Consider the following 24,971-nt stretch of genomic DNA (forward strand, 5'->3'; position numbering starts at 1 on the left):
ACTGTTATCTGGAATTCGCAACCCCCGTCCCGCGAATTCACTCTTACTGGAGGTTAATGAATGGAAGAAGAATTCAAACATATGGTTCGTATTGCCAGAAAGGACATTGATGGTAATAAGACCATGGAAAATGCCCTTACAAGTATAAAGGGCGTTGGAAAGGCTCTTTCAAGGGCAATAATCATGTCAGCAGGATACGATCTTAACCAGAGGATAGGTTACCTTTCAGATGAGGAAATAGAGAGGCTTGAAGAGGCCATAAAGAACCCTGCAAAGTACAACATCCCATCATGGATGATCAACAGGCGTAACGATTACGAGACAGGCGAGGACAAACACCTCATAGAATCAGACCTTGACATGTGCCTCAGAGAGGACCTGAACCGCATGAGGAAAACAAGAAGCTACAAGGGAAGAAGACACGAACTTGGACTACCTGTCAGGGGACAGAGGACAAAGTCCACATTCAGGAAGGGCTCCTCAGTTGGTGTGAGAAGGAAGAAAAGGTAGATAAGGAGAGGTTAAAATGGGACACCCACGTAAGGCAAGAAAAAAGTATGATACTCCACCTCACCCATGGAACGCTGAAAGAATAAAGGAAGAAAACAGGCTCGTGGCAAAATACGGCCTCAAGAACAAGAAGGAAGTCTGGAAAGCAGAGACAATGGTGAGGAGATACAGGAGGGATGCAAGGTACCTCCTGGGTATATCCGGTGAACACACAAAGAAGGAGAGGGAACAGCTCCTGGGACACCTTGTGAGGGCAGGAATACTCAACGAGGGTGCAAACCTTGAGGACGTCCTTGACCTCACAGTGGAGGACGTGCTCAGGAGGAGACTCCAGACACTGGTTCACAAGAGGGGACTTGCAAGGACAGTGAACGAGGCCAGACAGATGGTGGTCCACGGCCACATAGCCCTCGACGGCAGGAAAATCGACGCCCCAGGATACATAGTTAAAAGGGGAGAAGAGGACAAAATAGGATTCTACCCATCATCCCCAATGAAAAAACAGATCGAAGCAGCCCAGGACGCTGAATAAATTCAGGGAGAGATAAAATGGCTGAAAAGGAAAAATGGGGAATCGCAAATATTTACTCATCATTCAACAACACAATAATCACCATTACAGACATAACCGGTGCAGAGACCATCACACAGTGGTCCGGTGGTAAGGTTGTGAGGGCTGACCGTCAGGAGTCCTCACCCTTCGCTGCAATGGAGGCTGCAACAAGGGCGGCTGATGATGCAAAGGAGAAGGGTATCGTAGGCCTGCACATCAAGGTGAGGGCCCCTGGTGGAAACGGCCCAAGAACGCCAGGACCCGGTGCACAGGCAGCCATAAGGGCCCTTGCAAGGGCAGGAATGAAGATAGGCAAAATTGAGGATGTAACTCCCATACCTCATGATGGCACAGGAAGACCTGGAGGTAAGAGGGGAAGAAGGGTCTAAAATGGATATTGCTCTTAAGGAAAAAACTGATACCGAAATGGTCTTTGTGGTCACTGGCGTAACCGTTCCATTCATAAACGCCATAAGGAGGATCTGCATGATGGAGGTCCCCAAACTGGCAATTGAGTACGTTAACATGTACAGGAACGACGCCAGGATGTTTGATGAGGTACTCGCCCACAGGCTTGGACTGGTACCCCTCAAAGCTGACCCTGAATTCATTGAGGGCCTGAAAATGCCTGAGGAGTGTGACTGTGAGGAGTACTGCTCCGAATGCAGCGTATCCTTCACACTCAAAAAGAAGGGTCCCGGTGTCGTCTACTCCAGGGATCTTCTGTCAGAGACACCTGCAGTCAAACCTGTATATCCCGATATACCCCTTGTGAAGCTGGGGGATGAGGATGAGGTTGAACTGGAGGCTATTGCACAGCTCGGCGTGGGAAGGGATCATGCCAAATGGGAGCCCACAACCGCATGCGCATACAAGTACTACCCAGTGATAACATTCACAGAGGAATGCGATGAGTGCCTTGAATGTGTGGATGCATGTCCAAGGGAAGTTCTTGGAGGCGAATCAGGGAAACCTGAGGTGCTTGACGTTGAAAACTGTTCAATGTGCAAGAGCTGTGTGAGGGCATGTGATAAAGGGGCCATAAATGTGGGATATGAGGAAGGCAAGTTCATATTCAGGATAGAGACCGACGGATCAGTTGACCCCCAGGATGTCATTCTTAAGGCATGTGACATCCTCAGAGACAAGGCAGAAAGGGTAATAACATTTTGTGAAGGAGGCTAAGCCATGGCTAGGAAGATTACCAAGACAAATCCCAATCTCATAAAACTCATACGCAACCTCAGAAAAAAATCATCCCAGGAGGGCGCGGCGATCTGGAAGGACGTTGCAAGGAGGCTCGAAAGACCCACAAGGAACAGGGCCGCGGTTAACATTTCCAAGATAAACAGGTACACAGATGAAAATGAAACAGTCATCGTGCCTGGAAAGGTCCTTGGAAGCGGGAGCCTTGACCACAAGGTTCAGGTTGTCGCCCTATCATTTTCACAGACAGCTAGGGATAAGATAGAGGGTGCTGGTGGAGAGTGCCTGACACTCGGAAAGATCGTTGAAGAGAATCCGGCCATAAAGAACATCAGGATAATAGAATAAAGGTGTTGCTCATGATCATCAATGGAGAAGGACATATCCTTGGAAGACTGGCAAGTGTGGTCAGCCAGAAACTCCTGGAAGGGGAGGAAGTGGTTGTCCTCAATGCTGAGAAAATCATAATCACAGGCTCAAAGCAGTGGGCATACAGCAAGTACAAGCAGAGAATTGACAGGGCCAGCATATCAAACCCCCGCAGAATGGGTCCAAAGTACCCGAGAAGACCCGACGACATATTCAGAAGAACCGTGAGGGGAATGCTCCCCTACAGGAAATCAAGGGGCAGAGAGGCCTTCAAGGGACTGAAGGCATATGTTGGCGTTCCAAGGGAATTCAAGGACGAAGAAATGGTTGAAATACCTGAGGCCAGGGCAGGTAACATAAAGAAGGGAATGGAGCTTGGAGAGATATCAGAACTTCTGGGCGCTAAATTCTAAGTTAGGGAGTGTAATCATGAGGAAGGTTATTCACACAAGCGGCAAAAGGAAAACCGCCATTGCAAGGGGAACCATCAGTGAAGGTAAGGGTAGAGTGAGGATCAATAAGGTGCCTGTTGAACTCTACACCCCTGAACTTGCAAGGCTCAAGATCATGGAACCACTGCAGCTGGCCGGCGATATCGTTAATGATGTGGACATAAACATCAGGGTCGTCGGAGGCGGAATCGTGGGTCAGGCAGAGGCTGCAAGGATGGTCATAGCCAGGGGCCTCGTGGAATGGACAGGGGACATGGACCTCAAGGAGAAGTTTGTGAGGTATGACAGGACAATGCTTGTAGGGGACCCCAGGCGTTCAGAGCCCAAGAAGTACGGTGGACGCGGCGCCCGTGCAAGGAGACAGAAGAGTTACAGGTAGATCAAACGATAACTTTATATATTTTTATTTTATAAAATTAAAGAGTAGAATGATTCAGTATGATTCCAGTAAGATGTTTAAGCTGCGGAAAACCGGTATCAGCCTATTTCAATGAGTATCAGAAAAGAGTGGCTGATGGAGAGGACCCCAAGGATGTACTTGATGACCTGGGTCTTAAGAGGTACTGCTGCAGACGAATGTTAATTTCACATGTTGAGACATGGTAGGGGACCGTAGGGTAGCTTGGTCCATCCTCCCAGCCATTGAAGAAGTTTCAGTGCTTTTCAACTGGAACGGGGATGGTCAGCACCGGAACGCTGGAGACCCGAGTTCAAATCTCGGCGGTCCCATCAAAACAATCCAAGAACCTCTATTTTAAGTTTTTCTTGGAGGCAATGAAATGGCGTCAAAAAAACTCACACGTTTTGAAAGGGCTAGGTTGATAGGTGCCAGGGCACTCCAGATATCCATGGGTGCAAGGCCCCAGGTTGAGATTCAGGAGTCACTGGACCCTGTTGATATAGCCAGGAAGGAACTTGAAAAGAAGGTAATGCCACTGGATGTTAGAAGAGACAAATAAACTCTAATAAACCACTATTTTTCCATGTAGAGTTTATTGTGAGGTGTTTTTGTGGAAAGTATAATTGAAGATGTTCGAGTAAGAAAAATTCTTGACAGCAGGGGAAACCCAACAGTTGAGGTTGATGTTATAACCTGGAACGGCTTTGGAAGGGCGGCGGCCCCCAGCGGTGCAAGTACAGGTTCCAGGGAGGTCACCGCATTCCCATCAGGTGGAGTTGATGAGATCATAACAGAGGTTGAGGATATAATCTCATCAGAACTCATAGGGATGGATGCCGTTGACCTGCAGGACATAGACCTCGTTTTAAAGGAGATTGATGGAACCGAGAACCTCTCATCACTTGGGGGAAACACTGTGGTGGCTGTCTCAATGGCAACCGCCAGGGCGGCTGCTTCATCGTACAACATGCCCCTCTACAGGTTCCTTGGCGGTAACCTTGCAACTGCCATACCATACCCCCTGGGTAACATGATAAACGGGGGAGCCCATGCCGGAGAGAACGCACCCGACATACAGGAGTTCCTCGTGGTGCCTGTGGGTGCGGAGGACATAACCGAGGCGGTATTTGCAAATGCAGCAGTCCATAAGAGGATAAGGGAACTCATACAGAAAAAGGACCCCTCCTTCACGGGGGGTAAGGGTGATGAGGGAGGATGGGTGCCGAGCCTATCAAACCATGATGCCCTGGAGATACAGGTAAAAGCCTGTGAGGAGGTCACAGATGAACTCGGCGTTGAGGTAAGGCCATCACTGGACCTGGCAGCAAGTGAATTCTGGGACCCCGAGACAGAAAAATACGTCTACAAACAGGAGAAGGTCCAGAAGGACACCGGTGAACAGATAGAGTTTGTCAGGGAGATCATCGAGACCTACGACATGTACTATGTTGAGGACCCCTTCCATGAGGGTGACTTCGAAGGATTCTCTGAACTCACATCACTTGTAGGGGACCGCTGCATAATCTGCGGTGACGACATCTTTGTAACCAACAGGGAGATACTCAGGGAGGGCATAGAGATGGGTGCCGCCAATGGTATAATAATCAAACCAAACCAGATAGGCACACTCACAGACACCTACCTGACAGTCAAACTTGCCCTTGAGAACCGTTACACACCTGTGGTCTCCCACAGGTCAGGTGAGACAACAGATGATACAATAGCCCACCTTGCAGTGGCATTCGGCGCACCACTCATCAAGACAGGTGCCATAGGCGGCGAGAGGATAGCCAAACTGAATGAACTCATACGCATACAGGAAGAGATTCCATATTCCACCATGGCTGAACTGCCATTTTAACATCAAACTTACTGAGGTGATATATTGTCAGAACTACTGATACCACTAGACAAATACCTTGCAGCAGGACTGCACATTGGAACACAGCAGAAAACAGCTGATATGGAGAAATACATCTACCGTGTAAGATCAGATGGACTCTACGTCCTTGATATAAGGAAAACAAATGACAGGATAATAGCGGCCTCAAAGTTCCTTGCAAAGTATGAGCCAGACGATATACTGGCCGTATCAACCAGGCAGTATGGACAGGAACCTGTCAGGAAATTCGGTGAGGTGACAGGTGCAAGGACAATACCAGGCAGATTCATCCCGGGGACACTGACAAACCCCAACTATTCCAAGTTCATTGAACCACAGGTGCTGGTTGCCACCGATCCAAGATCAGATTCACAGGCAATAGTCGAGGCCAAACAGATAGGCCTGCCTGTCGTGGCACTCTGCGACACAGAGAACCTCCTTGGAAATGTTGACATTGCAATACCCGTCAACAACAAGGGCCGTAAGGCCATAGCCCTTGTATACTGGCTCCTGGCAAGGCAGCTGCTCAGGGAGAAGGGTGTGCTCAAGGAGGATGAGGACCTGGATGTGCCTCCCACTGAATTCGAACTGAAAATTTAGAGTGGTTCTATGATAAGAAGACCTGCAGTGGCGGGAGCTTTCTATGAGCGGGACCCTGCAGCGCTCAGAAGGCGAATCGAATGGTGCTTCAACCATGAACTGGGGCCAGGTGGCCTGCCAGTCAGGGGTTCCGCCAGGAACATGAAGGGGGTGATCGCCCCCCACGCAGGTTACATGTACTCAGGACCTGTGGCAGCCCACGCCTACCATGAGCTGGTATCAGATGGTATACCGGAAACATTCGTGATAATCTGCCCCAACCACACGGGCATGGGGTCAGGGGTCTCACTGATGCAGAGGGGAGCATGGGAAACACCCCTCGGTGTCGTGGATATTGACAGTGAACTTGCAGAGGCCATTGTGAGGGAATCAGGCATCATTGATATTGACGGGACCGCCCACCTTGGAGAGCACAGCTGTGAGGTCCATGTACCATTCATCCAGTACTTCACAGATAAATTCAGGATAGTCCCCATTACCATGTGGATGCAGGACCAGGAGACAGCCACAGACGTTGGACATGCAGTGGCGGCAGCGATTGAGAGGACAGAAAGGGATGCGGTGGTCATTGCAAGCACTGACTTCACCCACTACAGCCCCGCCGATGTTGCCGGCTCCATCGACAGCAGGATAATTGAGAGGATAACCGAAATGGACGATACCGGCATGTACGGCGTTATCACAGAACTCAATGCAACCATGTGTGGTTACGGGCCAGTGGCAGCCAGCATCACAGCATCCAGGATGCTCGGCGCCAGTGAGTGCAGGCTGTTAAAGTATGCCACGAGTGGTGATATAACAGGGGACCAGAGTTCAGTTGTGGGCTACGCCTCCCTTGTCCTGAGAGGCTGAGGGTGAAACCTTGAAGTCACGGGCATCAGCACCTGCCAAGGCCATTCTTTTTGGTGAACATGCCGTTGTATATGGTAAACCTGCTATTGCGGCTGCAATAGATAGAAGGGTGACTGTAACCCTGGGGGATTCATCTGAAAACCGGGTTACCATACCATCACTGGGAGTTGATTTCAGGTCTGAATCCAGCCCCAGGGGGGGTATTCTTGACTACGTTGGGAGAACCCTCAAACTCTACCATGACGGCTCACCACTCAGTATCCAGATCGAAATGGAGATACCTGTGGGGTCGGGCCTCGGCTCATCAGCGGCACTCACAGTTGCACTCATAGGGGCCCTTGATGGATACCATGGAAGGGAATCAGAACCTGAGGATACCGCGGCAAGGGCCCACAGGGTTGAACTCGAAGTCCAGGGAGCCGCAAGTCCCCTTGACACCACAGTGAGCACATATGGCGGCATGGTGTACCTTGACAGTCAGAGGAATGTGGAAAAATTTGATGCAGGGCTGCATGATCTTGTAATAGCGCACCTGGACCATTCAGGTGACACTGCAGAGATGGTTGCAGGTGTCGCAGAGCTCCGCAGCAGGTTCCCGGATGTCATGGATGGAATCATGGATGCGGTTGAAATGATAACCCTCAGGGCCTACAGGGCCCTCCTGAGTAACAGCCCGGAACCCATAGGGGACCTCATGAACATAAACCAGGGGCTCCTTGACGCCATGGGCGTGTCCACAGGGGAACTTTCAATGATGGTCTATGAGGCCAGGAGGGCAGGCGCAGCAGGCTCCAAGATCACAGGTGCCGGCGGAGGCGGGAGCATAATAGCATACTGTCCTGGCTGCGCAGAAGAGGTTGCTGAGGCCCTCAACAGGAACTGGAATGCAATGAAGGCCAGTTTTTCAGAAGAGGGTCTGATTCGATAAAAACTCTTATCACTTAAAGGGGCATCTTGATGATCATTCTCAAAGTAGGTGGAAGTGTAATTACCAGAAAGGACTCTGAGGAACCTGAGATAGATGCGGAAAACCTTCAGAGGATAGCCTCAGAGATCTCAGACGCTTCACCATCATCACTCATGATAATACATGGGGCCGGATCATTCGGCCACCCATTCGCAGGAAAATACAGGATAGGATCTGAAATAAAGGATGAGGAGGAATTCAGAAAGCGGAGATTTGGATCCGCACTCACACAGAACTGGGTCAGGAAACTCAACACATACATATGTGACGCTCTCCTTGGTGAGGGAATACCGGCGGTCTCCATGCCCCCATCAGCATTCATAAGGGCTGAGAATGGCCGCATCAGGGATGCTGATCTTTCAATGATAAAATCCTACCTGGAGGAGGGGATGGTCCCTGTAAGTTACGGTGACGTGGTCCTTGATTCAAACACCAGCGTGAGGTTCTCTGTGATATCCGGGGACCAACTCATAAACCACTTTTCCATCAGGTTAAGGCCAGAGAGGGTCATACTGGGAACAGATGTGGACGGGGTTTACACCAGAAATCCAAAGAAATACCCTGATGCAAGGCTTCTTGATGTTATAGGATCCCTTGATGACCTCGAATCCCTTGATGGGACAGTGAACACCGATGTTACAGGTGGAATGGTTGGTAAGGTGAGGGAACTCCTGGTCCTCGCAGAGAGGGGTATAGAATCAGAGATAATAAATGCAGGTGTGCCTGGAAATATCCTGAAGGCCCTCCGTGGAGAGGCTGTGAGGGGCACCAGGATCAGAAAATAGATCATTCATATCACGATCATAACCTGATAGTTCAGGGTTACAATTGAAGGGAAAATTTGAAGGCCAGATCATAACGATTCAGATCATCAATTAAGGAATTAAAGACACGATCATAACCTGATAGTTCAGGGTTATCAATTAAGGGAAATTTGAAGGGCGTTAAAATGATTTCGGATAGAAAACTGGAGCATTTAATCCTGTGCACAAGCTGTGACGTGGAGTACAGGAAGAGGACAGGGTTCGAGGAAATTGAAATAGTTCACAGGGCCATACCTGAGATAAACAGGGAAAAAATAGATATAGGCCTGGATTTCCTGGGTAAGGAGCTTTCATCACCCATAATGATAAGTGCAATCACTGGGGGCCACCCGGCAGCCCTCAAAATAAACAGAGAACTTGCAAGGGCCGCAGAGGAACTCGGAATTGCACTTGGACTTGGAAGCCAGAGGGCCGGTGTTGAACACCCGGAGGTTGAGGAGACCTATAGCATAGCAAGGAGGGAGGCACCATCAGCTTTGCTCGTGGGTAACATTGGAAGCTCCCACCTTGAATATGCAGAGAGGGCAGTTGAGATGATAGACGCGGATGCACTCGCAGTGCACCTCAACCCCCTACAGGAGTCAATACAACCAGGAGGCGACGTGGACTCAAAAGGGGCCCTCGAATCCATATCAACGATTGTGGAGTCCATGGATGTCCCTGTAATGGTCAAGGAGACAGGTGCAGGTATATCCTCAGAGGACGCCATAAAACTAGAAGCATGTGGAGTGGCGGCCATAGACGTTGCAGGTGCAGGCGGCACCAGCTGGGCCGCAGTTGAAACCTACCGTGCAGATGACAGATACATGGGTGAGCTGTTCTGGGACTGGGGAATACCCACCGCTGCAAGCACCGTGGAGGTTGCAGAGTCAGTGAACGTGCCCGTGATCGCATCAGGGGGTATAAGAAGTGGAATTGACGCTGCAAAGGCCATAGCCCTCGGCGCAACGATGGCTGGAATAGCACTCCCGGTACTTGAAGCGGCAGCCCAGGGCTACAGGGCCGTTATGAAGGTAATTGAAAGGTTCAACGAGGCACTTAAAACCGCCATGTACCTTGCAGGTGCAGAAACACTTGACGATCTCAGAAATTCACAGGTCATAATAATGGGCCGAACCAGAGAATGGCTAAATGAAAGGGGCTTTGAAACAATAAAATACGCCAGGAGGTAATAATTTGAGCGTAGAAGTAATAGCGATCGGCGGATACGAGGAAGTAGGTAAGAACATGTCCGCCGTTAAGGTGGGGGATGATGTTGTAATATTTGACATGGGGATTCACCTTGACAGGGTTCACATACATGAGGACACGGACATCGCAAGGATGCACAGCCTGGACCTCATAGAGAGGGGTGTCATACCGGATGATACACTCATGAAGGACGTTGATGGGAAGGTCAGGGCAATAGTGTTCACACACGGTCACCTGGACCACATAGGGGCAGTTGCAAAGCTGGCCCACAGGTACCAGGCCCCCATAATAGCAACACCCTACACAATAGCACTCATAGAGAGGACCATAAAGGCAGAGCGAAAGTTCAATGTCCTCAACACACTCCAGGTCCTCAATGCAGGGAAGAAGTGCCAGATATCCCCCGGGATAACACTGGAGTTCATACAGTCAACCCACAGTATACCACAGTCAGTCATAGCAGCACTCCACACACCTGAGGGTATAATAGTCTATGCACTTGACTTCAAATTCGATGACCACCAGAAGATATCACCACCACCAGACTACCACCGCCTCAGGGAGCTTGGAAGGAAGGGAGTCCTTGCAATGATAGTTGAAACAACCAGGGCCAACGAGAAACAGGAGGTCAAGACACACTCAGAGAAGGTTGCAAGGATAGTCCTTGAGGATATAATGAAGAACCCCCTTGAGGAGAGGAATGGAATGATAGTGACCACCTTCTCCTCCCACATGGAGCGTATACAGGCCATAAGTGACATAGCATCACAGAGCGACAGGCAGATGCTCCTCCTTGGAAGGTCAATGGAGAGGTACTGTGGACTCGCAGAGGCCATGGGCATACTCAAACTCCCGGAGAACGCCAGCATATACGGGAGCCCCAAGGCTGTTAACAGGGCCCTTGCACGCGCAGAGGCAAAGCGTGAGGATTACCTCCTCATCACAACGGGTCACCAGGGGGAACCCGATGCGCTGCTGCCGAGGATAGCCAATGCAAAGACCCAGTTCAGGATAAAGAGGGGTGACAATGTGGTGATATCAGCCCCTGTCATACCCAACCCAATGAACGTTGCAAACAGGAACCTCATGGAGAGGCGCCTGGCATCAAGCGGTGCAAGGATCTACACAAATGCACACGTATCCGGGCATGCGGGAAGGGAGGACCACAGGGACTTCATAAGGATGCTCAACCCCATGCACATAATACCCGCCCACGGCGACCTCAGCATGCTCTCGGCCTACGCCGAGATAGCAGAGGAGGAGGGCTACAAGCTGGGTAACGACATACACATCTTGAGGAATGGACAGGCACAGGTATTTAATGGAGGTATCCGATGACGGAAGTATTAGATATTCTCAGAAAGTACTCTGAAGTGGCCGATAAGAGGATAATGGAGTGCATCAGCGACATAACACCTGATACACTCCTTAAGGCATCAGAACACCTCATAACAGAGGGTGGTAAGAAGATAAGACCTTCACTGGCACTCCTGAGCTGTGAGGCTGTAGGCGGAGACCCTGAGGACGCTGCAGGGGTGGCGGCGGCCATAGAACTGATTCACACATTCTCCCTCATCCACGACGATATAATGGATGATGATGAGATGAGGCGCGGGGAACCCTCAGTCCATGTCATCTGGGGTGAACCCATGGCCATACTTGCAGGGGACGTCCTCTTCTCCAAGGCCTTCGAGGCTGTCATCAGGAACGGGGACTCAGAAAGGGTGAAGGATGCCCTCGCAGTGGTTGTTGACTCATGCGTTAAGATATGTGAGGGCCAGGCCCTTGACATGGGCTTTGAGGAGAGACTGGACGTCACAGAGGATGAGTACATGGAGATGATCTACAAGAAGACCGCAGCCCTCATCGCAGCAGCAACAAAGGCAGGAGCCATAATGGGTGGCGCATCAGAGAGAGAGGTTGAGGCCCTGGAGGACTACGGAAAATTCATTGGCCTGGCATTCCAGATCCACGACGACTACCTGGATGTGGTAAGTGATGAGGAATCCCTGGGCAAACCTGTGGGTAGTGACATAGCAGAGGGTAAGATGACCCTCATGGTGGTCAAGGCCCTTGAGGGGGCATCAGAGGAGGACAGGGAGAGACTCATATCAATCCTTGGATCAGGCGATGAGGGCCTTGTCGCTGAGGCCATAGAGATCTTTGAACGCTACGGTGCAACCCAGTATGCCCATGAGGTGGCCCTTGACTATGTGAGGATGGCCAAGGAGCGCCTTGAGATACTTGAAGACTCAGATGCAAGGAAAGCCCTCATTAGGATAGCTGACTTTGTACTTGAAAGGGAACACTAGGTGATGACTGTGGAGGACCTCGTCTACCGCTACGCACTCATGAATGCGGTTAAGCACAGGGGAAAGGCAAACCCGGGCGCCGTCATGGGGGCCGTTATGAGCAACGAACCTGAACTCAGAAGTAGGGCCCCCGAGGTCAAGGAGGCTGTTCAGGCTGCTGTTGAGAAGGTTAACAGTTTAACACCTGAGGAACAGCAGAGGGAAATGGAGAGGCTCGGCCTTGAAATCAGGGAGAGGAAGCAGAAGAAGAGGCGGGGACTCAGGGACCTCCCGGATGTTAAGGGTGAGGTTGTACTGAGGTTCGCCCCCAACCCCAGCGGACCACTCCACATAGGCCATGCAAGGGCAGCCATCCTCAACCATGAATACGCCAGGAGGTATGATGGCAGGCTAATACTCAGAATCGAGGACACCGACCCCCGAAGGGTTGACCCGGAGGCCTATGATATGATCCCCTCTGACCTGGAGTGGCTTGGTGTTGAATGGGATGAGACCGTCATCCAGAGCGACCGAATGGAGATCTACTATGAGTACACAGAGAGGCTCATAGAGAGGGGTGGAGCATACGTATGCACCTGTACCCCGGAGGCATTCAGGAAACTCAAAAATGAGGGGGAGGCCTGTCACTGCCGCGACCTGGGGGTCAGGGAGAACCTCCAGCGCTGGAGGGAGATGTTTGAGATGCCAGAGGGCTCAGCGGTTGTTAGGGTTAAGACGGACCTCCAGCACCCCAACCCCGCCATAAGGGACTGGATTTCAATGAGGATAGTGGAGGCAGAACACCCCCGCACAGGCAGACGCTACAGGGTGTACCCCATGATGAACTTCTCGGTTGCTGTGGACGACCACCTCCTCGGGGTGACCCATGTCCTCAGGGGCAAGGACCACCTTGCAAACAGCGAAAAACAGGAGTACCTCTACAGGCACCTAGACTGGGGGCCCCCGGTATTCATACACTACGGACGCCTCAAGATGGATGACATTGCACTGAGCACATCAGGGGCAAGAGAGGGGATAACCGCCGGTAAATACTCTGGCTGGGACGACCCCCGCCTTGGAACCATCAGGGCCATCGCAAGGAGGGGTGTGAGGCCAGAGGCGATAAGAAAACTCATGGTTGAGATCGGTGTCAAGATAGCAGACTCCACCATGAGCTGGAAGAAGATCTACGGTCTCAACAGGAACATCCTGGAGGAAGAAGCCAGGAGGTACTTCTTCGCGGCAGACCCTGTCAGGTTCGAAATAGCTGGACTGCCAGAACCCATCAGGGTTGAAAGACCCCTGCACCCTGATAAACCTGAACTGGGTAACCGGATCCTCGAGCTGAATGGGGACGTTTACCTCCCCAGGGGTGACCTCAGGGAGGGTCCTCTGAGGTTAATAGATGCTGTTAACGTGATCTACTCTGATGGTGAACTCAGATACCACAGTGAGGGCATCGAGGAGGCAAGGGAGCTGGGGGCAGCCATGATACACTGGGTTCCAGCCGAATCAGCCCTCAAGGCAGTGGTCGTGATGCCTGACGCCTCAGAGGTTGAGGGTGTCATTGAGCATGATGCCTTAGAACTTGAGGTTGATGATGTGGTACAGCTTGAAAGATTCGGCTTTGCCAGGCTGGATTCATCAGGCGAGAGACTGTTATTCTATTATGCCCATAAATGAATGGGAACCTCTTTCAACCATTTTTCTTGAAGGCCTTTCAGTGGACAGATTAAACAGGTAGACGTCGAAGATGCACGGCTTGTCTGTGAGCAAGATCGTCTTTCAGTGGACAGATTAAACAGGTAGACTCTACTGGGAGCACACATAAATTTAATTATAATGGCGAAAAGATCTGAAACTGTCAGTAGATCTTCGGGTTCATACTTCATTCTGGGGGTAATGATGAACAGACTTGAACTTGCCAGGAAGTTTTCAGAGTCACTGAATTATCCTGAAATAGAAAAAATAATCCTTTTTGGGTCCGTTGCCAGGGGGGATGATAGCGAGGGCTCTGATATAGACATAATCATAATCTCCACAAAAAAAACTGAAATAAAGGATAAGGTCATAAGGAAGGCGCGTGATATACTCCTCAGCACAGGTGTCCATATCTCAGTTAAGGTCATTTCACCTGAGGAATACAGGCTTCTGGGGGACACCCATTTCATCTCCAGAATAAGGAAAGAGGGTGTGGTGCTTGGGTGATGAGAAAATTTTAATGGAAAAGGCAGTCAGGAAACTTGAGGCTGCCAGAACACTATGCGAACATGGATTCTATGGAGATGCAGTAAGCAGAGCATACTACGCCATGTTCTTTGCAGCAAGAGCACTGCTATCACGGAGAAACATTTACCCGCAGACTCATAGGGATTGATTTCACAGTTTGGACTCGAATTCGTAAAGAACGGAGAATTCCAGAAGGAAATATTTGACATACTTCTAAGGGCATATGAAGATAGGGAAGAGGCGGATTATGGTATCCTTTCAGAAATAGATCAGAAAGAAGCAATTATTATAATCAAAGGAGCATTGAAGTTCGTGGAGGAATGTAAAACCTTCAGATAAATATCTGAGACCTTATTGTTGATGGCATTCAGCCCCATTAACAGGGATTGCAACTTTTTATACAGCAATTTTTATTAACTCCTGTGGACTACATGATAATATCATTCTTCTTCAGGGAACCTACCTGAAAATTAGTTTCTGAGAGGTTAAATCATGGTGACAGTAAACGAAAACTACCTGCTACTTAAAAGCAGTTACATATTCTCTGAGATAAACAGGAGAGTGGAGGACTTCCAGAGGAAAAACCCTGATGCCGATGTGATAAGGATGGGTATAGGGGATGTTACAAGGCCCCTCCCCTCCGTGGTGGTGGAGGCCTTCCACAGGGCCGTCGATGAGATGGCTCACGAGGAAACCTTCATGGGATATGGACCTGAACAGGGTTACCCATTCCTCAGGGAGGCCATAGCAGAAAACGATTACGCCTCAAGGGGTGTTGAGGTTTCACCCGAGGAGATATTCATAAGTGACGGTGCAAAGTGTGACACAGGAAACATCCAGGAGATCTTTGGACAGGACAATGTGGTCGCGGTGACAGACCCTGTCTATCCAGTGTACGTGGAGAGCAACGTTATGGCGGGAAGGGCCGGTCCCGCAGATGAGACTGGAAGGTACAGTGGTCTGGTGTACATTCCGTGCACAGAGGAGAACGGATTCATACCAGCACTTCCTGAGGAGAAGGTTGACCTCATATACCTCTGCTACCCCAACAACCCCACAGGAACAGCGCTCACAGAGAAGCAACTCGCAGAGTGGGTTGACTATGCAAGGGACAGTGGCAGCATAATACTATTCGATGCAGCGTACGAGGCCTACATACAGGAGGATGGAATACCCCACAGCATCTATGAGGTGGAGGGTGCAAGGGAGGTTGCAGTTGAGTTCAGGAGCTTCTCAAAGAACGCCGGTTTCACAGGTACAAGGTGCGCCTTCACTGTGGTGCCAGAGGAACTGGAGGTCCCCGACAGTCAGGGGAGGATGCACTCCCTTAAGGAGCTCTGGAACAGGCGCCAGACAACAAAGTTCAATGGGGTTTCCTACCCTGTGCAGAGGGCCGCGGAGGCGGTCTACACACCTGAGGGCCAGAGGGAGATAAGGGAGTCAATAGACTACTACATGGAGAATGCACGGATAATAAGGGAGAGCCTTGAAAGTGCAGGTCTGAGGTACTATGGTGGTGTTAACGCACCATACATCTGGATAAAGACACCTGAGGGCATGGATTCGTGGCAGTTCTTTGACATGCTACTCAATGAGGCGGAGGTTGTTGGAACACCAGGGTCTGGCTTTGGACCGAGCGGTGAGGGATACTTCAGGCTAACAGCATTCAACTCCCTTAAAAATACTGTGAGGGCAATGGAAAGGATATCTGAACTCAGCTTCTAGGTGAGTTCTGAAAATAAATTATTTTTTGATTATTTATTCTTCAGTGGCTGGTTCAGGTCTCAAAGTTCTGAAAATATAAATTATTTTTTTGATGGATGATGTATGGGTTCATCTTCCAAAAAAATAAAATTGGGGTTTTAATTCATGGCAAGGTTTATTGCCCTGTAGGCTACGCTGGTCCCCATATTGAGGTCCCTCTGGACTATCGAGCTGCTTTTGGTTTTTGTCCACCTTGACCAGTCGCTCCTTCCATTGAGGTAGCCCCGCTGCATGAGGCTGTAGATGTCCCCTGAAACGTAGCTTATGCTGGGTGCAAGGTACGTGGCCTGTTTTTCGTAGCTGTTGTGGAGTGTGGATGACTCTCCACTTACACAGTGAGGTGCTGAGAAAGTGTCTGTGATGTAGTGGCTTGCAACACCAAAGCAGTAACTGGCATACCTGTAATTCTTGCTTCTGTAGGCACTCCTACCCCTGTCAAGCCACTTTTTAGCCTCTGTAAAGCTTCTGGGAAAGCTGTGCCTAACAGTATCATGAAACTTTTCGTCAGGGTCGTTGGATCCGTCGATCATGGCGTTAATGTTGATCTTTGATCTCTTGGAGGATGGAAGCTTCTCATAGATGGCCTCAGCGGCGTCATAGTGGGTGACGGTCTTCCATGCATAGGAGCATGGCATCAGCATGAGGACGAGAACGAGAATTAATGACACACCCCTCTTCATTTTAAAACCTCCATGATAATATGAGGGATGCACATGTATAAATTTTTCCTTAACAGGGAGTGATGATATAAAAAATAGAAAAAAGAGGAGGTTCACTTTCCAGCTCCACCCCTCACGAAACCGAAGGCCACGAGGCCAGCGGCCACGAGGACACCCACGATACCATAAACGTACCATGAGGAGTCAGCGCCGCCAGAAGTGGAGGTTGCGTTTGTAACCTCATAGGCCCTCTTAGCCTCCATGGGAGAATCCTCTGAAACCTCAGATGCCGCATTCACATCAGCCGGCGAAGCAGTATGCTCAGCACCCGGCGTGTAATCTGCATGGCCTGCGGTACCATGGGAACCTGAGGGTAAACCCCCGGTTGAACCACCTGTGGAGCCGCCGGGAATGCCGGGTACTCCGCCCTGGTTTCCGTTCTGGCTTCCGCCATTGTTCACCGGGATGAGGTCTTCAAGTGTCCTGTTTGCAGGGATGCTGAATATGTACTGGAGCGCATTCATGGATCCTGTGCCCCCTGAGAGGAGTATGTTGAGTTCATCCCTGTTTATGAGGCGCTCAGCCGCTTTACTGACTGTAGGCGGGGATATCAGGTTTGGTGATGAGTAGTCGTGCTTGTAGAGTCTGATGTACTCCTCATACATGTTGGATCCGGCTGCGAAGCGTGGACCCTGCCAGGTGATGATTGCAACCTTCCCTGTGTTGGTCTTCTCATCCCATACCACTATGTAGCCCACCATTCCATTCATACCGCCCTCTGTCTCGAGCCTTGTCTCCTCAGTTGTCAGCCTCTGGTTGGAGTAGGTTCCCTGGCCAGCTGAAACCCCCAGGAGCATGAATAGGATGTCATCCTTACAGTTGTCCAGTGTTGTTACGTAGATGTACTTCTCGTTCTCACCCTTGGGGTAATTCTGGAATATGTAGTCTGCTATGAGGTAACCGGGTGAGCTTCCACCACAGACATGGTTGTGGAAGAGCCAGCCCATTAGCACGTCGAATGGCGGATCATAGGGGAGTACCTCCTGGATTATGTAATTCGCTGAACTCTGAACAGTGAATGTTCCCGCTGTGAGGTTGTAGTACATTGACCTGATTATCCTCTGGGACCCGTTGATGAGGAAGAAGTCGAACTTCAGCTGACCCCAGAGCGGTGCATGGACAGGCAGGAGTGTCTTTCTGCTTAACCTTGATCCCAGCACATCGAATATTCCATCCCAGACAGCGCCTGTGTCCTGGCCGTTGATCCTCACATAACCTGCGGATGTCAGCACGAAAAGGTGATAGTCATCCTTCTCAAGGTTTATACCCATTGCCCTGAAGAGCTCCACGGCCTTCTCGGCTGCAAGGCGCCCGATGTTTTTGAGGTCACCGTAGGTGAGGTTTCCTGTAATGTATGTCCTGTTTGCCGGTGTTGCATTCACAAGGTTTGTCTGGTTCAGTATGTAGTTGAGGTCGAGTCCGGCTGCACTGATGGTTGTGTTACCCTTGGTGGGTTCATATCCCATGATATAGTTGACCTGGTCCTGTGTGAGGTTGTCGAATGCGTAGAGGATCTTCACAAGTGATTCGGGACTTGTTGTGAGTTTTTTAACTGCCCATGCATTGAACTTGAGTTCAGAGACCGCCGTGGCTTTTGTTTCCTGTTTGTACTTGTTTATCAGTTCCTGCTGACTGTAGGCCATTATTATGAGGGTTCCTGTCTTTGTCTTTGAGTTCCACCGGATGAATCCGGCGATGTTGGTGTCCGCTGTTGTGTTGAAACCAACGTAGGCCCTCTTACCGGGTGTTGCGTCCATGGCGTATATGAAGACGTCATCGTCTGATCCACCAGGCACACCAACAACCTGGTAACTGACACCCTCCAGTGGAAGCCCGAATTCATTGGTTGCAGGATAGTATTTTAGGAGTGTCTCTATCATTGCATATCCGCTGATGGTACCGAGGCAGACGTGTCCATGGAATGCTGCCTCCCTGAGTATGTCAGGTGATAGTCCGATTGCCCATGCGTTGGCAAGGCTTGCTATGGGGAATGTGTCGCTTCCAAGTTTTTTCTGGAGTGCCTGGTACTGTGTAAGTGTCATGTTCTGTGACACGGTTCCAACGTAGATCGGTGTCATGCTGGCGTTTTTGAAGTATGCGAGTATGAGGTCGTTTCCCTTCTTTATGATGAAAGCGAAGTCCAGGGGGTCGAGGCGTGTTTTTCTGAGCATCAGAAGGTTACCCTTCCCGTAGCTCACTCTACCGCGGGCCTGGTTGAGTATGCCCTCAAGGACATCCTCTGATGTCTGGTTCCTGTAGTATGCTGTTCCGGCTGTTGTTATAACCAGGACATCACCTGTTTTTGTTAAGTTCAGTATCTTGTCAGCCTTCCTGGTGATCTCCCTTCCCAGTCTGTAGGCGTCTGTGGCGTTCATCCTGAGGGAGAGGTAAGCAGCGTATTTTGTCCCGTAGTCTGTGAGCTGGAATGTGTGTGAGAGTTCCCTGTAACCGGGGGCCCTGACCTTTATGGTGAACCGTGTGGTGTTTGTGATGTTCCCGTAGGTGAAGAGGATCTTTGTTATGTTGGCTGCCGGGTCAAAGATCCTTGTGAAGTTGATCCTTGTTCCGTTTTCGTCTGTGACTTCCTGTATGTCAGGGTTTATCTGGCTGTTGTCGTCGGCATACTCGTACTTTACATCAACCCCTACCTCACATGAGGTGTCCGCCGCGCTCACTGAACCTGTCAGTGTTACAGCAAAGAGAAGAACAATGAAAGCGATGAAATACTGTCTTCTCATCAAAATTTTCACCTCCTTAAATTCTTTCATAAAAAATAATGATATTCTTAATATATAAAGATTAGTTATTACTAAATTTGGGTAATGGCGAGTAGAAATAATACTTAATTCTGTATGGTGATGGGGTATTGCGCACTTTCAGGTGTGAGAAGAAAAGGGCATTTTAATGGGTTTAAAAATAAAAAGGTATTTGGAGAAGGCGTTTAATGCCTTTATTTCTTCCTTTCTATCCTGATTGAGATTGGGGGTTCAATTTCCTTCTTGCGGATCACCCAGATCGCGGCTCCAAGCACAATGAGGATTATGAGCCATGCGGGTATCACGATGACGGTATCAGATGTCTCTATGGTCTTTGTCTGGTGGTAGCGACCATATTTTATCTCTGTCTTCGCGGTGTAGGGTCCGAATTCTATCCACCCTGGCTTCCAGGTCTCAACCAGTGTGTAGTTGTCTTCGGGGTAGACAACACCGTCGATGGGGACCCTCTGCGTCCCTGTTATCCCTGTGAGTTCAATGGCCCCTGTCATGTTTGCCTGGACGGTACCAGTATTTCTGAGTTTGTAGGTGAACTTACCTGGCATGAAACTCAGAAGAACACTTGGAGCTTTGTGGTCCTCCAGCTTCAGGGACTCCACTATCGGGCCGGGGAGACCCACATATATGGGTACCACCAGTTCAACTCCCTGGACTATCTGTACTTGTCCCGCTGTCCTGTTCTGAACTGGTAACCCCCTTATAACTATGGCCCCTGCGGCGTCAAGGTAGTTTATCTTTCCTGGCGCATTCACTGTGAACCTGATCTTCCTTGACTCGCCAGGTTTCAGTTTGAATGATGTGTTGCCCTCTATGGTTATCCACTGGGCTATCCCCCTGTCGGAGTATACCAGGTTAACGCTGTCCATGAGGAGCCTCTTCTTGGTTACGTTGACGTTCACCTCTTCCTTACCGATGTTGCGCACTGTTACCTCACCACTCACTGACTGGCCAGGTTTCAGGTTGTACCTGAAGTCTGCTGGTGATGCCCAGAGACCGGTTGCCACTGCGGGTGCTATGTAGCCAAGAATGAATATGATCATTAAGAGGGCTGTTAAATATCTGGTTTTCATTGTCATCCACCTTTCCTATAAAAAAGAGTTTGGGATCGGGACTATAAAAAATTTATTAAAAATTTTTAAAAGAAAGAGGTTGTTAAAAAAGGTATTTTCTTTTTTGTGTTGTTGTGCAGCTTATGGTGGTGCAGCTGTGTTGTGTTTAACTGCTGTGTAGGTGTTTGTGATTGTGTATACACCATCCTCTGTGAATGAAGGCACATTTAGCTGCATTCTTGTTGTCCACTGTGTTGGTGTTCCGGTCCCCTGCGCTGCCTTGTTCATGTTGTCATAGATTTTCTGTGATGACTGGGTGAATGTTAGGTATGAGCCTGTAACATTGCTGAATATTTTAAACCCTGTTATTGGTATTGTGTCTGTTGCTGTGAGGCTTGTGAATGCTGCAGCGTTTGCCTTGACGTAGAGGTCGATTTTAACGTTACCTGTGTTATTTATTGTGAAATCAGGACTTGTACCTGTGTTCCCTGCGTTTATTGATCCAAAGTTAACGTCTGATACCTGTATTGCGATTGCCTCAGGCACAGTGACTGTCACTGTCTGTGTTGCTGTTGCCGCATATGATGGTGAACTGTATGCACCGAGTGCCACCACAAACATCAGGGCAACTATAAGTGGGATTACCCCCATTATTTTTTCCCTCATATATATCACCAGATTAATTTTTCAGATAAAATTAATTGTCACAGCCCACTATATAAATCTTTCGAGATTTCGTGACATTGGAAACATATAATAAATGAATTTGTGATTATTGTCACAAAATCAGGTTGATGTGTAGATGAGGGTTGTTGAGTATGTGCCTGGATCCGTGTATGTAGGCACAGTTATGTAAAGGCTGAGTGGAACACTTGAGGATCCTATAAATCCAGAATATGTCATTATGACCTGGTTGGAGGTTGTAAATGGCCTCTTGCTTAGGCTTGGTGTGCTGAACTTAAAATTGGAGAGGGGTATCGTGAGTGAACTGTTGGCTGTATTTACAAGGTTGCCTGATGCCCTTACAGAGAGGGTATCACCACCGGCGATTATGTAGTTTACAGTTGCTGTTACAGCGTCGGGGTAGCTCCTCTCAATCCCATCAGGGGGTACCGTTCCAAGGCTGATGGTGGATGGCTCAACGGTTACTGATGACCACAGTGAAAGTGGCTGCACCACACCCCCACGGGGAGTTGAAGTGTTATTCACTGATGAATTGTTTCCAGTCTCATTGACCGCAGCTGCAGTGAAGACACCCATAACCAGCAAGAATAATACCATAACCGGAATCAGCGCTTTTCTCATAAGATCCCCAACCTACTGTCAATATAAAAGGCGCAGCATTTATATATTTTTTGATTTTAATCTCAGAGGAGTACATCTGATGGAGCATCGCCTGTTCAGATGTTTTCCAGGATCATCGTTTTCCTTAGATGTGGTCCAGGACCATCCTTCTCCTCTTATGCCTCCGGAAGTCCAGTGATGTTGAGACACTGCTGAGGTACTTCCTGCTTATCTCCGCAGCCCTCACTATTTCATCATCCCTGGGCCGCCGGGCACCCAGGCTGTTGTTGTAGCCAACATAACCGGTTATGCGGTAGGGAACGTCCCACTCTGAGAGGAACTCCGCGATTTTTTCAATCTCATCAACATCCACGATTCCAGGGATGAGGACAGTTGAGACCTCCAGTTTACCTGAACCTGTGAGTTCCTCTATACACTCAAGGACAGACCTGTTTGATCTTCCTGTGAGCTGCAGGTGTTTCTCATCATCGAGTGCCTTGAGGTCAACGTGGACCTCGTGGAATGTACTCTTCCTCAGGATTTCCCACCGTGTGCCGTTGGTTGAGATGGTCACATGGAGGTCCCTGCTGAGGGCCTCTGTGAATTCAGGCAGGTCCCTCTGCAGTGTGGGCTCACCACCGGCTATGAGCACACTGTCTATACCCTCCTCTGAACTGATCCTCAGGACCCGGTCTGCTATCCTCTCCGCATCATACTCCCTGCAGTTTCGTGGGGTGAAGAAGCAGTACCTGCACCTGAGGTTGCAGGTGGGTGTGAGCACGGTTATGATGTCACTTACGGATATGTGTGATAGCTGGATATGTTTCACCTCGGAGGTATACTATGATGTCACTTACAGACATCTCTGATGTACAAATAAATTTCAACTCAAATTCATGGTTTATTGCTGTTGTGGTATATATGTGGCGGTCCAGATCCTGCATTTCTGCTCATCTTTCCACACCAGGGAACCAACTTCATTATACATTTATATTACGAAGTTACCTCTCTCTGACACAGAAGTACTCAGATACCTCATCTTCAGATAATCTGTGCTCCCTCCATACCTCACACCCACTGCAGAGGCACTCCTCATGGGGATCTATATCGGTACAGAGGGCCTTACCTGTGGAACAGTATACCCCCGGTACCCTGTCGGTGTCCATGCGCATGGCACTGTCAAGGTCCTGCTGGGTTATGAGGAGCATTATCTTTTTCTTATCCGCCACGCACTGACTCTTACTCTGGACTGGACACTCAAGGCAGAGGCACCTTCTGATGTTTTCCATGCTGAAGTCAACCTGCATGCCATCACCGTAGCTGTATATGTGTCTGCTTCCACTTCATCTTTACCATAACCTCGAAAAATTTCAATTAATAATCATGATAAACAGAATTTTTTTCAGAAAAACCACTGTTATTTAAAACTTTTGTCTTGTAACTTTTAGAAACTGATATTAATGAAGGTGATCTACTTAATATCGGTATAATGTGGTCAACCGGCACTGAGCCGGTAGGCATTTCTACCGAAGGTGATCTAATGGCTGAGTTATATGAGAAAATGGTAAAAGAGGCCATGATGGCCCAGAAAGCCGACGTGGAAACCATAAAAAAGAATAGGGGAAAAGAGTTTAAAATAAAGGATACAAAGGCCTACCTGGACGTTGTGCAGGACATGAAGGCTGTCGGAGACCAGAGCAAGGCAGTGATAGACCTGCACAGGGACTCAGTGAAGGCCCACTATGAGATACTTGACAGCCTTACAGACACCATAAGACCAGAGGATGACCCCTTTGTTGAACACTACCAGACACCAGTGGTCCTGGAGATACTGAGGGACGAGGACAGTGAATTTGATAGGAGCCTTGAGGCATTCATAGATGCAATAGGAAGGGCAGATGCCCTCATAGGAAGGGAGGCAATAAGAAGGTATGGAGGATTCTATGGGCCAACCTGTGTGGTTGACTTCGCCCTCATGCCAGGAAGCACAAGCAACGTGGTGAACAGGATCCTCAAAGAAACAGATATACCCGAGATGCACAAACAGGCGATCCTCTCAGCAAAATCATGGGGTATGAACACCTCCTATGGTATAGGAGAGGTATTCGCAAATGAGATTGAAAACGGGGCAACCGCTGCAGAGGCGGCAGAGAAGGAAATAGAGATGGTGAAATACATCTACCAGGAACCTGTTGAGGCACAGGCAAAACTCATGGACGACCATGGACATGAATCCTTCGATGTGAGGGAGTACATGTCCCGCTACAGGAAGGAGATGGAGGGGACTGTAAAGGCCGCCATTGATGATGGGGTGCACTATGGCAACATACTCACGGTACCGGCCTACTGTGTCGGCGACATATCACACCACATAGCCCAGTCCACCTACAACATGTGCAAGGATGATGTGGTGATGGCCATAATCGAGGCAACAACTGGGGTTATGGAAAGCACACTGAACAGTGCAGTCAGCTCATTTAAGAGCGAATATGATGTGCTGAGCCTTGCAACAGGTTCATCTGCATGTGCGGTTGAGTACATACTTGAACTCGACGGATTCAACGCCATCGGTGTTGTTGACCTCCTCACCAAGAGATTCCACAACTATGTCCAGTTATACCCCACAAGGGGGGCCGCAGCTGAACTCCACAACAGTGACTTCATGGACATGATATACCGTGGATGGACCCACCTGGATGAGGCAAGGAGAATGCTAAATGGAGCAGAGGGTCCCCTTGAGCCGGTGGTTGCCGGACATAAGGTTGACCTCTCACCGATACATGAAAACGAGGTTATAATGAACCCGCAGCGCTACACATACCCTGCCTGCGCAATAACCGTGAGGTTCTCAGCCCTCATGAGACTTGCCGATTACCCATGCCTCCTTACAAGTGAACCAGTAACAGCAACCCTCATGACCAACATAATCGCACTCCATAAGGATAGCGCAGCATCACCTGCAAGGACCTGTAAGAACTGTGCAGCGGCAGCACTGGTGGACTTCAGGCACAACCACTGCCAGTGGAGAGAGGCTGTATAGCCTCAAAACACTTCT

Annotated in this window: 30 protein-coding genes and 1 tRNA gene; 24 read left to right on the forward strand and 7 right to left on the reverse strand. The window is 49.4% G+C overall.

Annotation, left to right across the window (positions count from 1 at the left end; translation table 11 throughout):
* The first annotated feature begins 60 nt into the window (after positions 1-60).
* The 23 genes from L5462_RS07025 (at position 61) to L5462_RS07135 (ending at position 16,051) form a co-directional block, all read left to right on the forward strand.
* Positions 61-510 (forward strand): 30S ribosomal protein S13, encoded by a 450-nt coding sequence (locus tag L5462_RS07025; RefSeq protein ID WP_013295342.1) that lies wholly within the window; start codon positions 61-63, stop codon positions 508-510.
* A gap of 16 nt (positions 511-526) precedes the next feature.
* Entirely contained in the window at positions 527-1,042 is a 516-nt protein-coding gene (gene rpsD, locus L5462_RS07030; protein ID WP_013295343.1) for a 30S ribosomal protein S4, read from the forward strand.
* Between the two features lie 17 nt (positions 1,043-1,059).
* Positions 1,060-1,452: a 30S ribosomal protein S11 gene (locus L5462_RS07035; RefSeq protein WP_013295344.1), complete on the forward strand. Its 393-nt coding sequence runs from the start codon at positions 1,060-1,062 to the stop codon at positions 1,450-1,452.
* 1 nt (position 1,453) lies between these two features.
* On the forward strand, positions 1,454-2,248 hold the full coding sequence (locus L5462_RS07040; RefSeq protein ID WP_237780078.1) for a DNA-directed RNA polymerase subunit D: 795 nt from the start codon (positions 1,454-1,456) through the stop codon (positions 2,246-2,248).
* A 3-nt stretch (positions 2,249-2,251) separates the two neighbouring features.
* Entirely contained in the window at positions 2,252-2,617 is a 366-nt protein-coding gene (locus tag L5462_RS07045) for a 50S ribosomal protein L18e (protein ID WP_237780079.1), read from the forward strand.
* A gap of 11 nt (positions 2,618-2,628) precedes the next feature.
* On the forward strand, positions 2,629-3,051 hold the full coding sequence (locus L5462_RS07050) for a 50S ribosomal protein L13 (RefSeq protein WP_013295347.1): 423 nt from the start codon (positions 2,629-2,631) through the stop codon (positions 3,049-3,051).
* 16 nt (positions 3,052-3,067) lie between these two features.
* The gene (locus tag L5462_RS07055; RefSeq protein WP_237780080.1) at positions 3,068-3,469 is read left to right on the forward strand and encodes a 30S ribosomal protein S9; all 402 of its coding nucleotides are present in this window, start codon (positions 3,068-3,070) and stop codon (positions 3,467-3,469) included.
* A 59-nt stretch (positions 3,470-3,528) separates the two neighbouring features.
* On the forward strand, positions 3,529-3,696 hold the full coding sequence (locus L5462_RS07060; protein WP_013295349.1) for a DNA-directed RNA polymerase subunit N: 168 nt from the start codon (positions 3,529-3,531) through the stop codon (positions 3,694-3,696).
* A tRNA-Pro gene (locus L5462_RS07065) sits at positions 3,697-3,819 on the forward strand.
* 50 nt (positions 3,820-3,869) lie between these two features.
* Positions 3,870-4,049, forward strand: coding sequence for a DNA-directed RNA polymerase subunit K (locus L5462_RS07070; protein WP_048174849.1), 180 nt, complete (start codon positions 3,870-3,872; stop codon positions 4,047-4,049).
* Between the two features lie 51 nt (positions 4,050-4,100).
* Positions 4,101-5,351, forward strand: coding sequence for a phosphopyruvate hydratase (gene eno / locus L5462_RS07075; RefSeq protein WP_237780081.1), 1,251 nt, complete (start codon positions 4,101-4,103; stop codon positions 5,349-5,351).
* Between the two features lie 24 nt (positions 5,352-5,375).
* Complete coding sequence (gene rpsB, locus L5462_RS07080; RefSeq protein ID WP_237780082.1) at positions 5,376-5,972, forward strand: 30S ribosomal protein S2; 597 nt, start codon at positions 5,376-5,378, stop codon at positions 5,970-5,972.
* Between the two features lie 9 nt (positions 5,973-5,981).
* The gene (gene amrB, locus L5462_RS07085; RefSeq protein WP_237780083.1) at positions 5,982-6,824 is read left to right on the forward strand and encodes an AmmeMemoRadiSam system protein B; all 843 of its coding nucleotides are present in this window, start codon (positions 5,982-5,984) and stop codon (positions 6,822-6,824) included.
* Positions 6,825-6,834: 10 nt separating this feature from the next.
* On the forward strand, positions 6,835-7,752 hold the full coding sequence (mvk, locus tag L5462_RS07090) for a mevalonate kinase (RefSeq protein ID WP_237780084.1): 918 nt from the start codon (positions 6,835-6,837) through the stop codon (positions 7,750-7,752).
* Positions 7,753-7,781: 29 nt separating this feature from the next.
* Positions 7,782-8,576, forward strand: a complete 795-nt coding sequence (locus tag L5462_RS07095; RefSeq protein ID WP_237780085.1) for an isopentenyl phosphate kinase — start codon at positions 7,782-7,784, stop codon at positions 8,574-8,576.
* A 164-nt stretch (positions 8,577-8,740) separates the two neighbouring features.
* Positions 8,741-9,787 (forward strand): type 2 isopentenyl-diphosphate Delta-isomerase, encoded by a 1,047-nt coding sequence (fni, locus tag L5462_RS07100; RefSeq protein ID WP_237780086.1) that lies wholly within the window; start codon positions 8,741-8,743, stop codon positions 9,785-9,787.
* 4 nt (positions 9,788-9,791) lie between these two features.
* A complete protein-coding gene (locus tag L5462_RS07105; RefSeq protein ID WP_237780087.1) occupies positions 9,792-11,144 on the forward strand; it encodes an RNase J family beta-CASP ribonuclease in 1,353 nt (450 codons plus the stop codon).
* Positions 11,141-12,118, forward strand: coding sequence for a short chain isoprenyl diphosphate synthase IdsA (gene idsA, locus L5462_RS07110; protein ID WP_237780088.1), 978 nt, complete (start codon positions 11,141-11,143; stop codon positions 12,116-12,118). The genes L5462_RS07105 and idsA overlap by 4 nt, the downstream gene beginning before the upstream one ends.
* A complete protein-coding gene (gene gltX, locus L5462_RS07115; RefSeq protein WP_237780089.1) occupies positions 12,119-13,780 on the forward strand; it encodes a glutamate--tRNA ligase in 1,662 nt (553 codons plus the stop codon).
* A gap of 222 nt (positions 13,781-14,002) precedes the next feature.
* Positions 14,003-14,305 (forward strand): nucleotidyltransferase domain-containing protein, encoded by a 303-nt coding sequence (locus tag L5462_RS07120; protein ID WP_237780090.1) that lies wholly within the window; start codon positions 14,003-14,005, stop codon positions 14,303-14,305.
* A gap of 13 nt (positions 14,306-14,318) precedes the next feature.
* The gene (locus L5462_RS07125; RefSeq protein WP_237780091.1) at positions 14,319-14,474 is read left to right on the forward strand and encodes a HEPN domain-containing protein; all 156 of its coding nucleotides are present in this window, start codon (positions 14,319-14,321) and stop codon (positions 14,472-14,474) included.
* Positions 14,471-14,665: a hypothetical protein gene (locus L5462_RS07130; protein WP_237780092.1), complete on the forward strand. Its 195-nt coding sequence runs from the start codon at positions 14,471-14,473 to the stop codon at positions 14,663-14,665. The genes L5462_RS07125 and L5462_RS07130 overlap by 4 nt, the downstream gene beginning before the upstream one ends.
* Before the next feature lie 150 nt (positions 14,666-14,815).
* Positions 14,816-16,051 carry an LL-diaminopimelate aminotransferase gene (locus tag L5462_RS07135; RefSeq protein ID WP_237780322.1) on the forward strand — a complete coding sequence of 412 codons (1,236 nt, stop codon included), beginning with the start codon at positions 14,816-14,818 and terminating at the stop codon, positions 16,049-16,051.
* A 137-nt stretch (positions 16,052-16,188) separates the two neighbouring features.
* On the opposite strand, the gene L5462_RS07140 is transcribed toward L5462_RS07135, so the two are convergent.
* The 7 genes from L5462_RS07140 to L5462_RS07170 form a co-directional block, all read right to left on the reverse strand.
* Positions 16,189-16,770: a zinc dependent phospholipase C family protein gene (locus L5462_RS07140; protein WP_013295363.1), complete on the reverse strand. Its 582-nt coding sequence runs from the start codon at positions 16,768-16,770 to the stop codon at positions 16,189-16,191.
* Between the two features lie 92 nt (positions 16,771-16,862).
* Complete coding sequence (locus L5462_RS07145) at positions 16,863-19,547, reverse strand: FmdE family protein (RefSeq protein WP_237780093.1); 2,685 nt, start codon at positions 19,545-19,547, stop codon at positions 16,863-16,865.
* Between the two features lie 212 nt (positions 19,548-19,759).
* Positions 19,760-20,623 carry a hypothetical protein gene (locus L5462_RS07150; protein WP_237780094.1) on the reverse strand — a complete coding sequence of 288 codons (864 nt, stop codon included), beginning with the start codon at positions 20,621-20,623 and terminating at the stop codon, positions 19,760-19,762.
* Between the two features lie 150 nt (positions 20,624-20,773).
* Entirely contained in the window at positions 20,774-21,298 is a 525-nt protein-coding gene (locus L5462_RS07155) for a hypothetical protein (RefSeq protein ID WP_237780095.1), read from the reverse strand.
* A gap of 120 nt (positions 21,299-21,418) precedes the next feature.
* Positions 21,419-21,937, reverse strand: a complete 519-nt coding sequence (locus L5462_RS07160; protein ID WP_013295365.1) for a hypothetical protein — start codon at positions 21,935-21,937, stop codon at positions 21,419-21,421.
* A gap of 124 nt (positions 21,938-22,061) precedes the next feature.
* Positions 22,062-22,745 carry a radical SAM protein gene (locus tag L5462_RS07165; protein WP_013295366.1) on the reverse strand — a complete coding sequence of 228 codons (684 nt, stop codon included), beginning with the start codon at positions 22,743-22,745 and terminating at the stop codon, positions 22,062-22,064.
* Between the two features lie 172 nt (positions 22,746-22,917).
* Positions 22,918-23,223, reverse strand: a complete 306-nt coding sequence (locus L5462_RS07170) for a DUF2769 domain-containing protein (protein ID WP_237780096.1) — start codon at positions 23,221-23,223, stop codon at positions 22,918-22,920.
* A gap of 233 nt (positions 23,224-23,456) precedes the next feature.
* Here L5462_RS07170 and L5462_RS07175 point away from each other — a divergent pair, with 233 nt between their 5' ends.
* Positions 23,457-24,956, forward strand: coding sequence for a DUF2193 domain-containing protein (locus tag L5462_RS07175; protein WP_237780097.1), 1,500 nt, complete (start codon positions 23,457-23,459; stop codon positions 24,954-24,956).
* Positions 24,957-24,971: the final 15 nt, after the last annotated feature.

The sequence above is a fragment of the Methanothermobacter sp. K4 genome (assembly GCF_022014235.1).
Taxonomy (GTDB): domain Archaea; phylum Methanobacteriota; class Methanobacteria; order Methanobacteriales; family Methanothermobacteraceae; genus Methanothermobacter.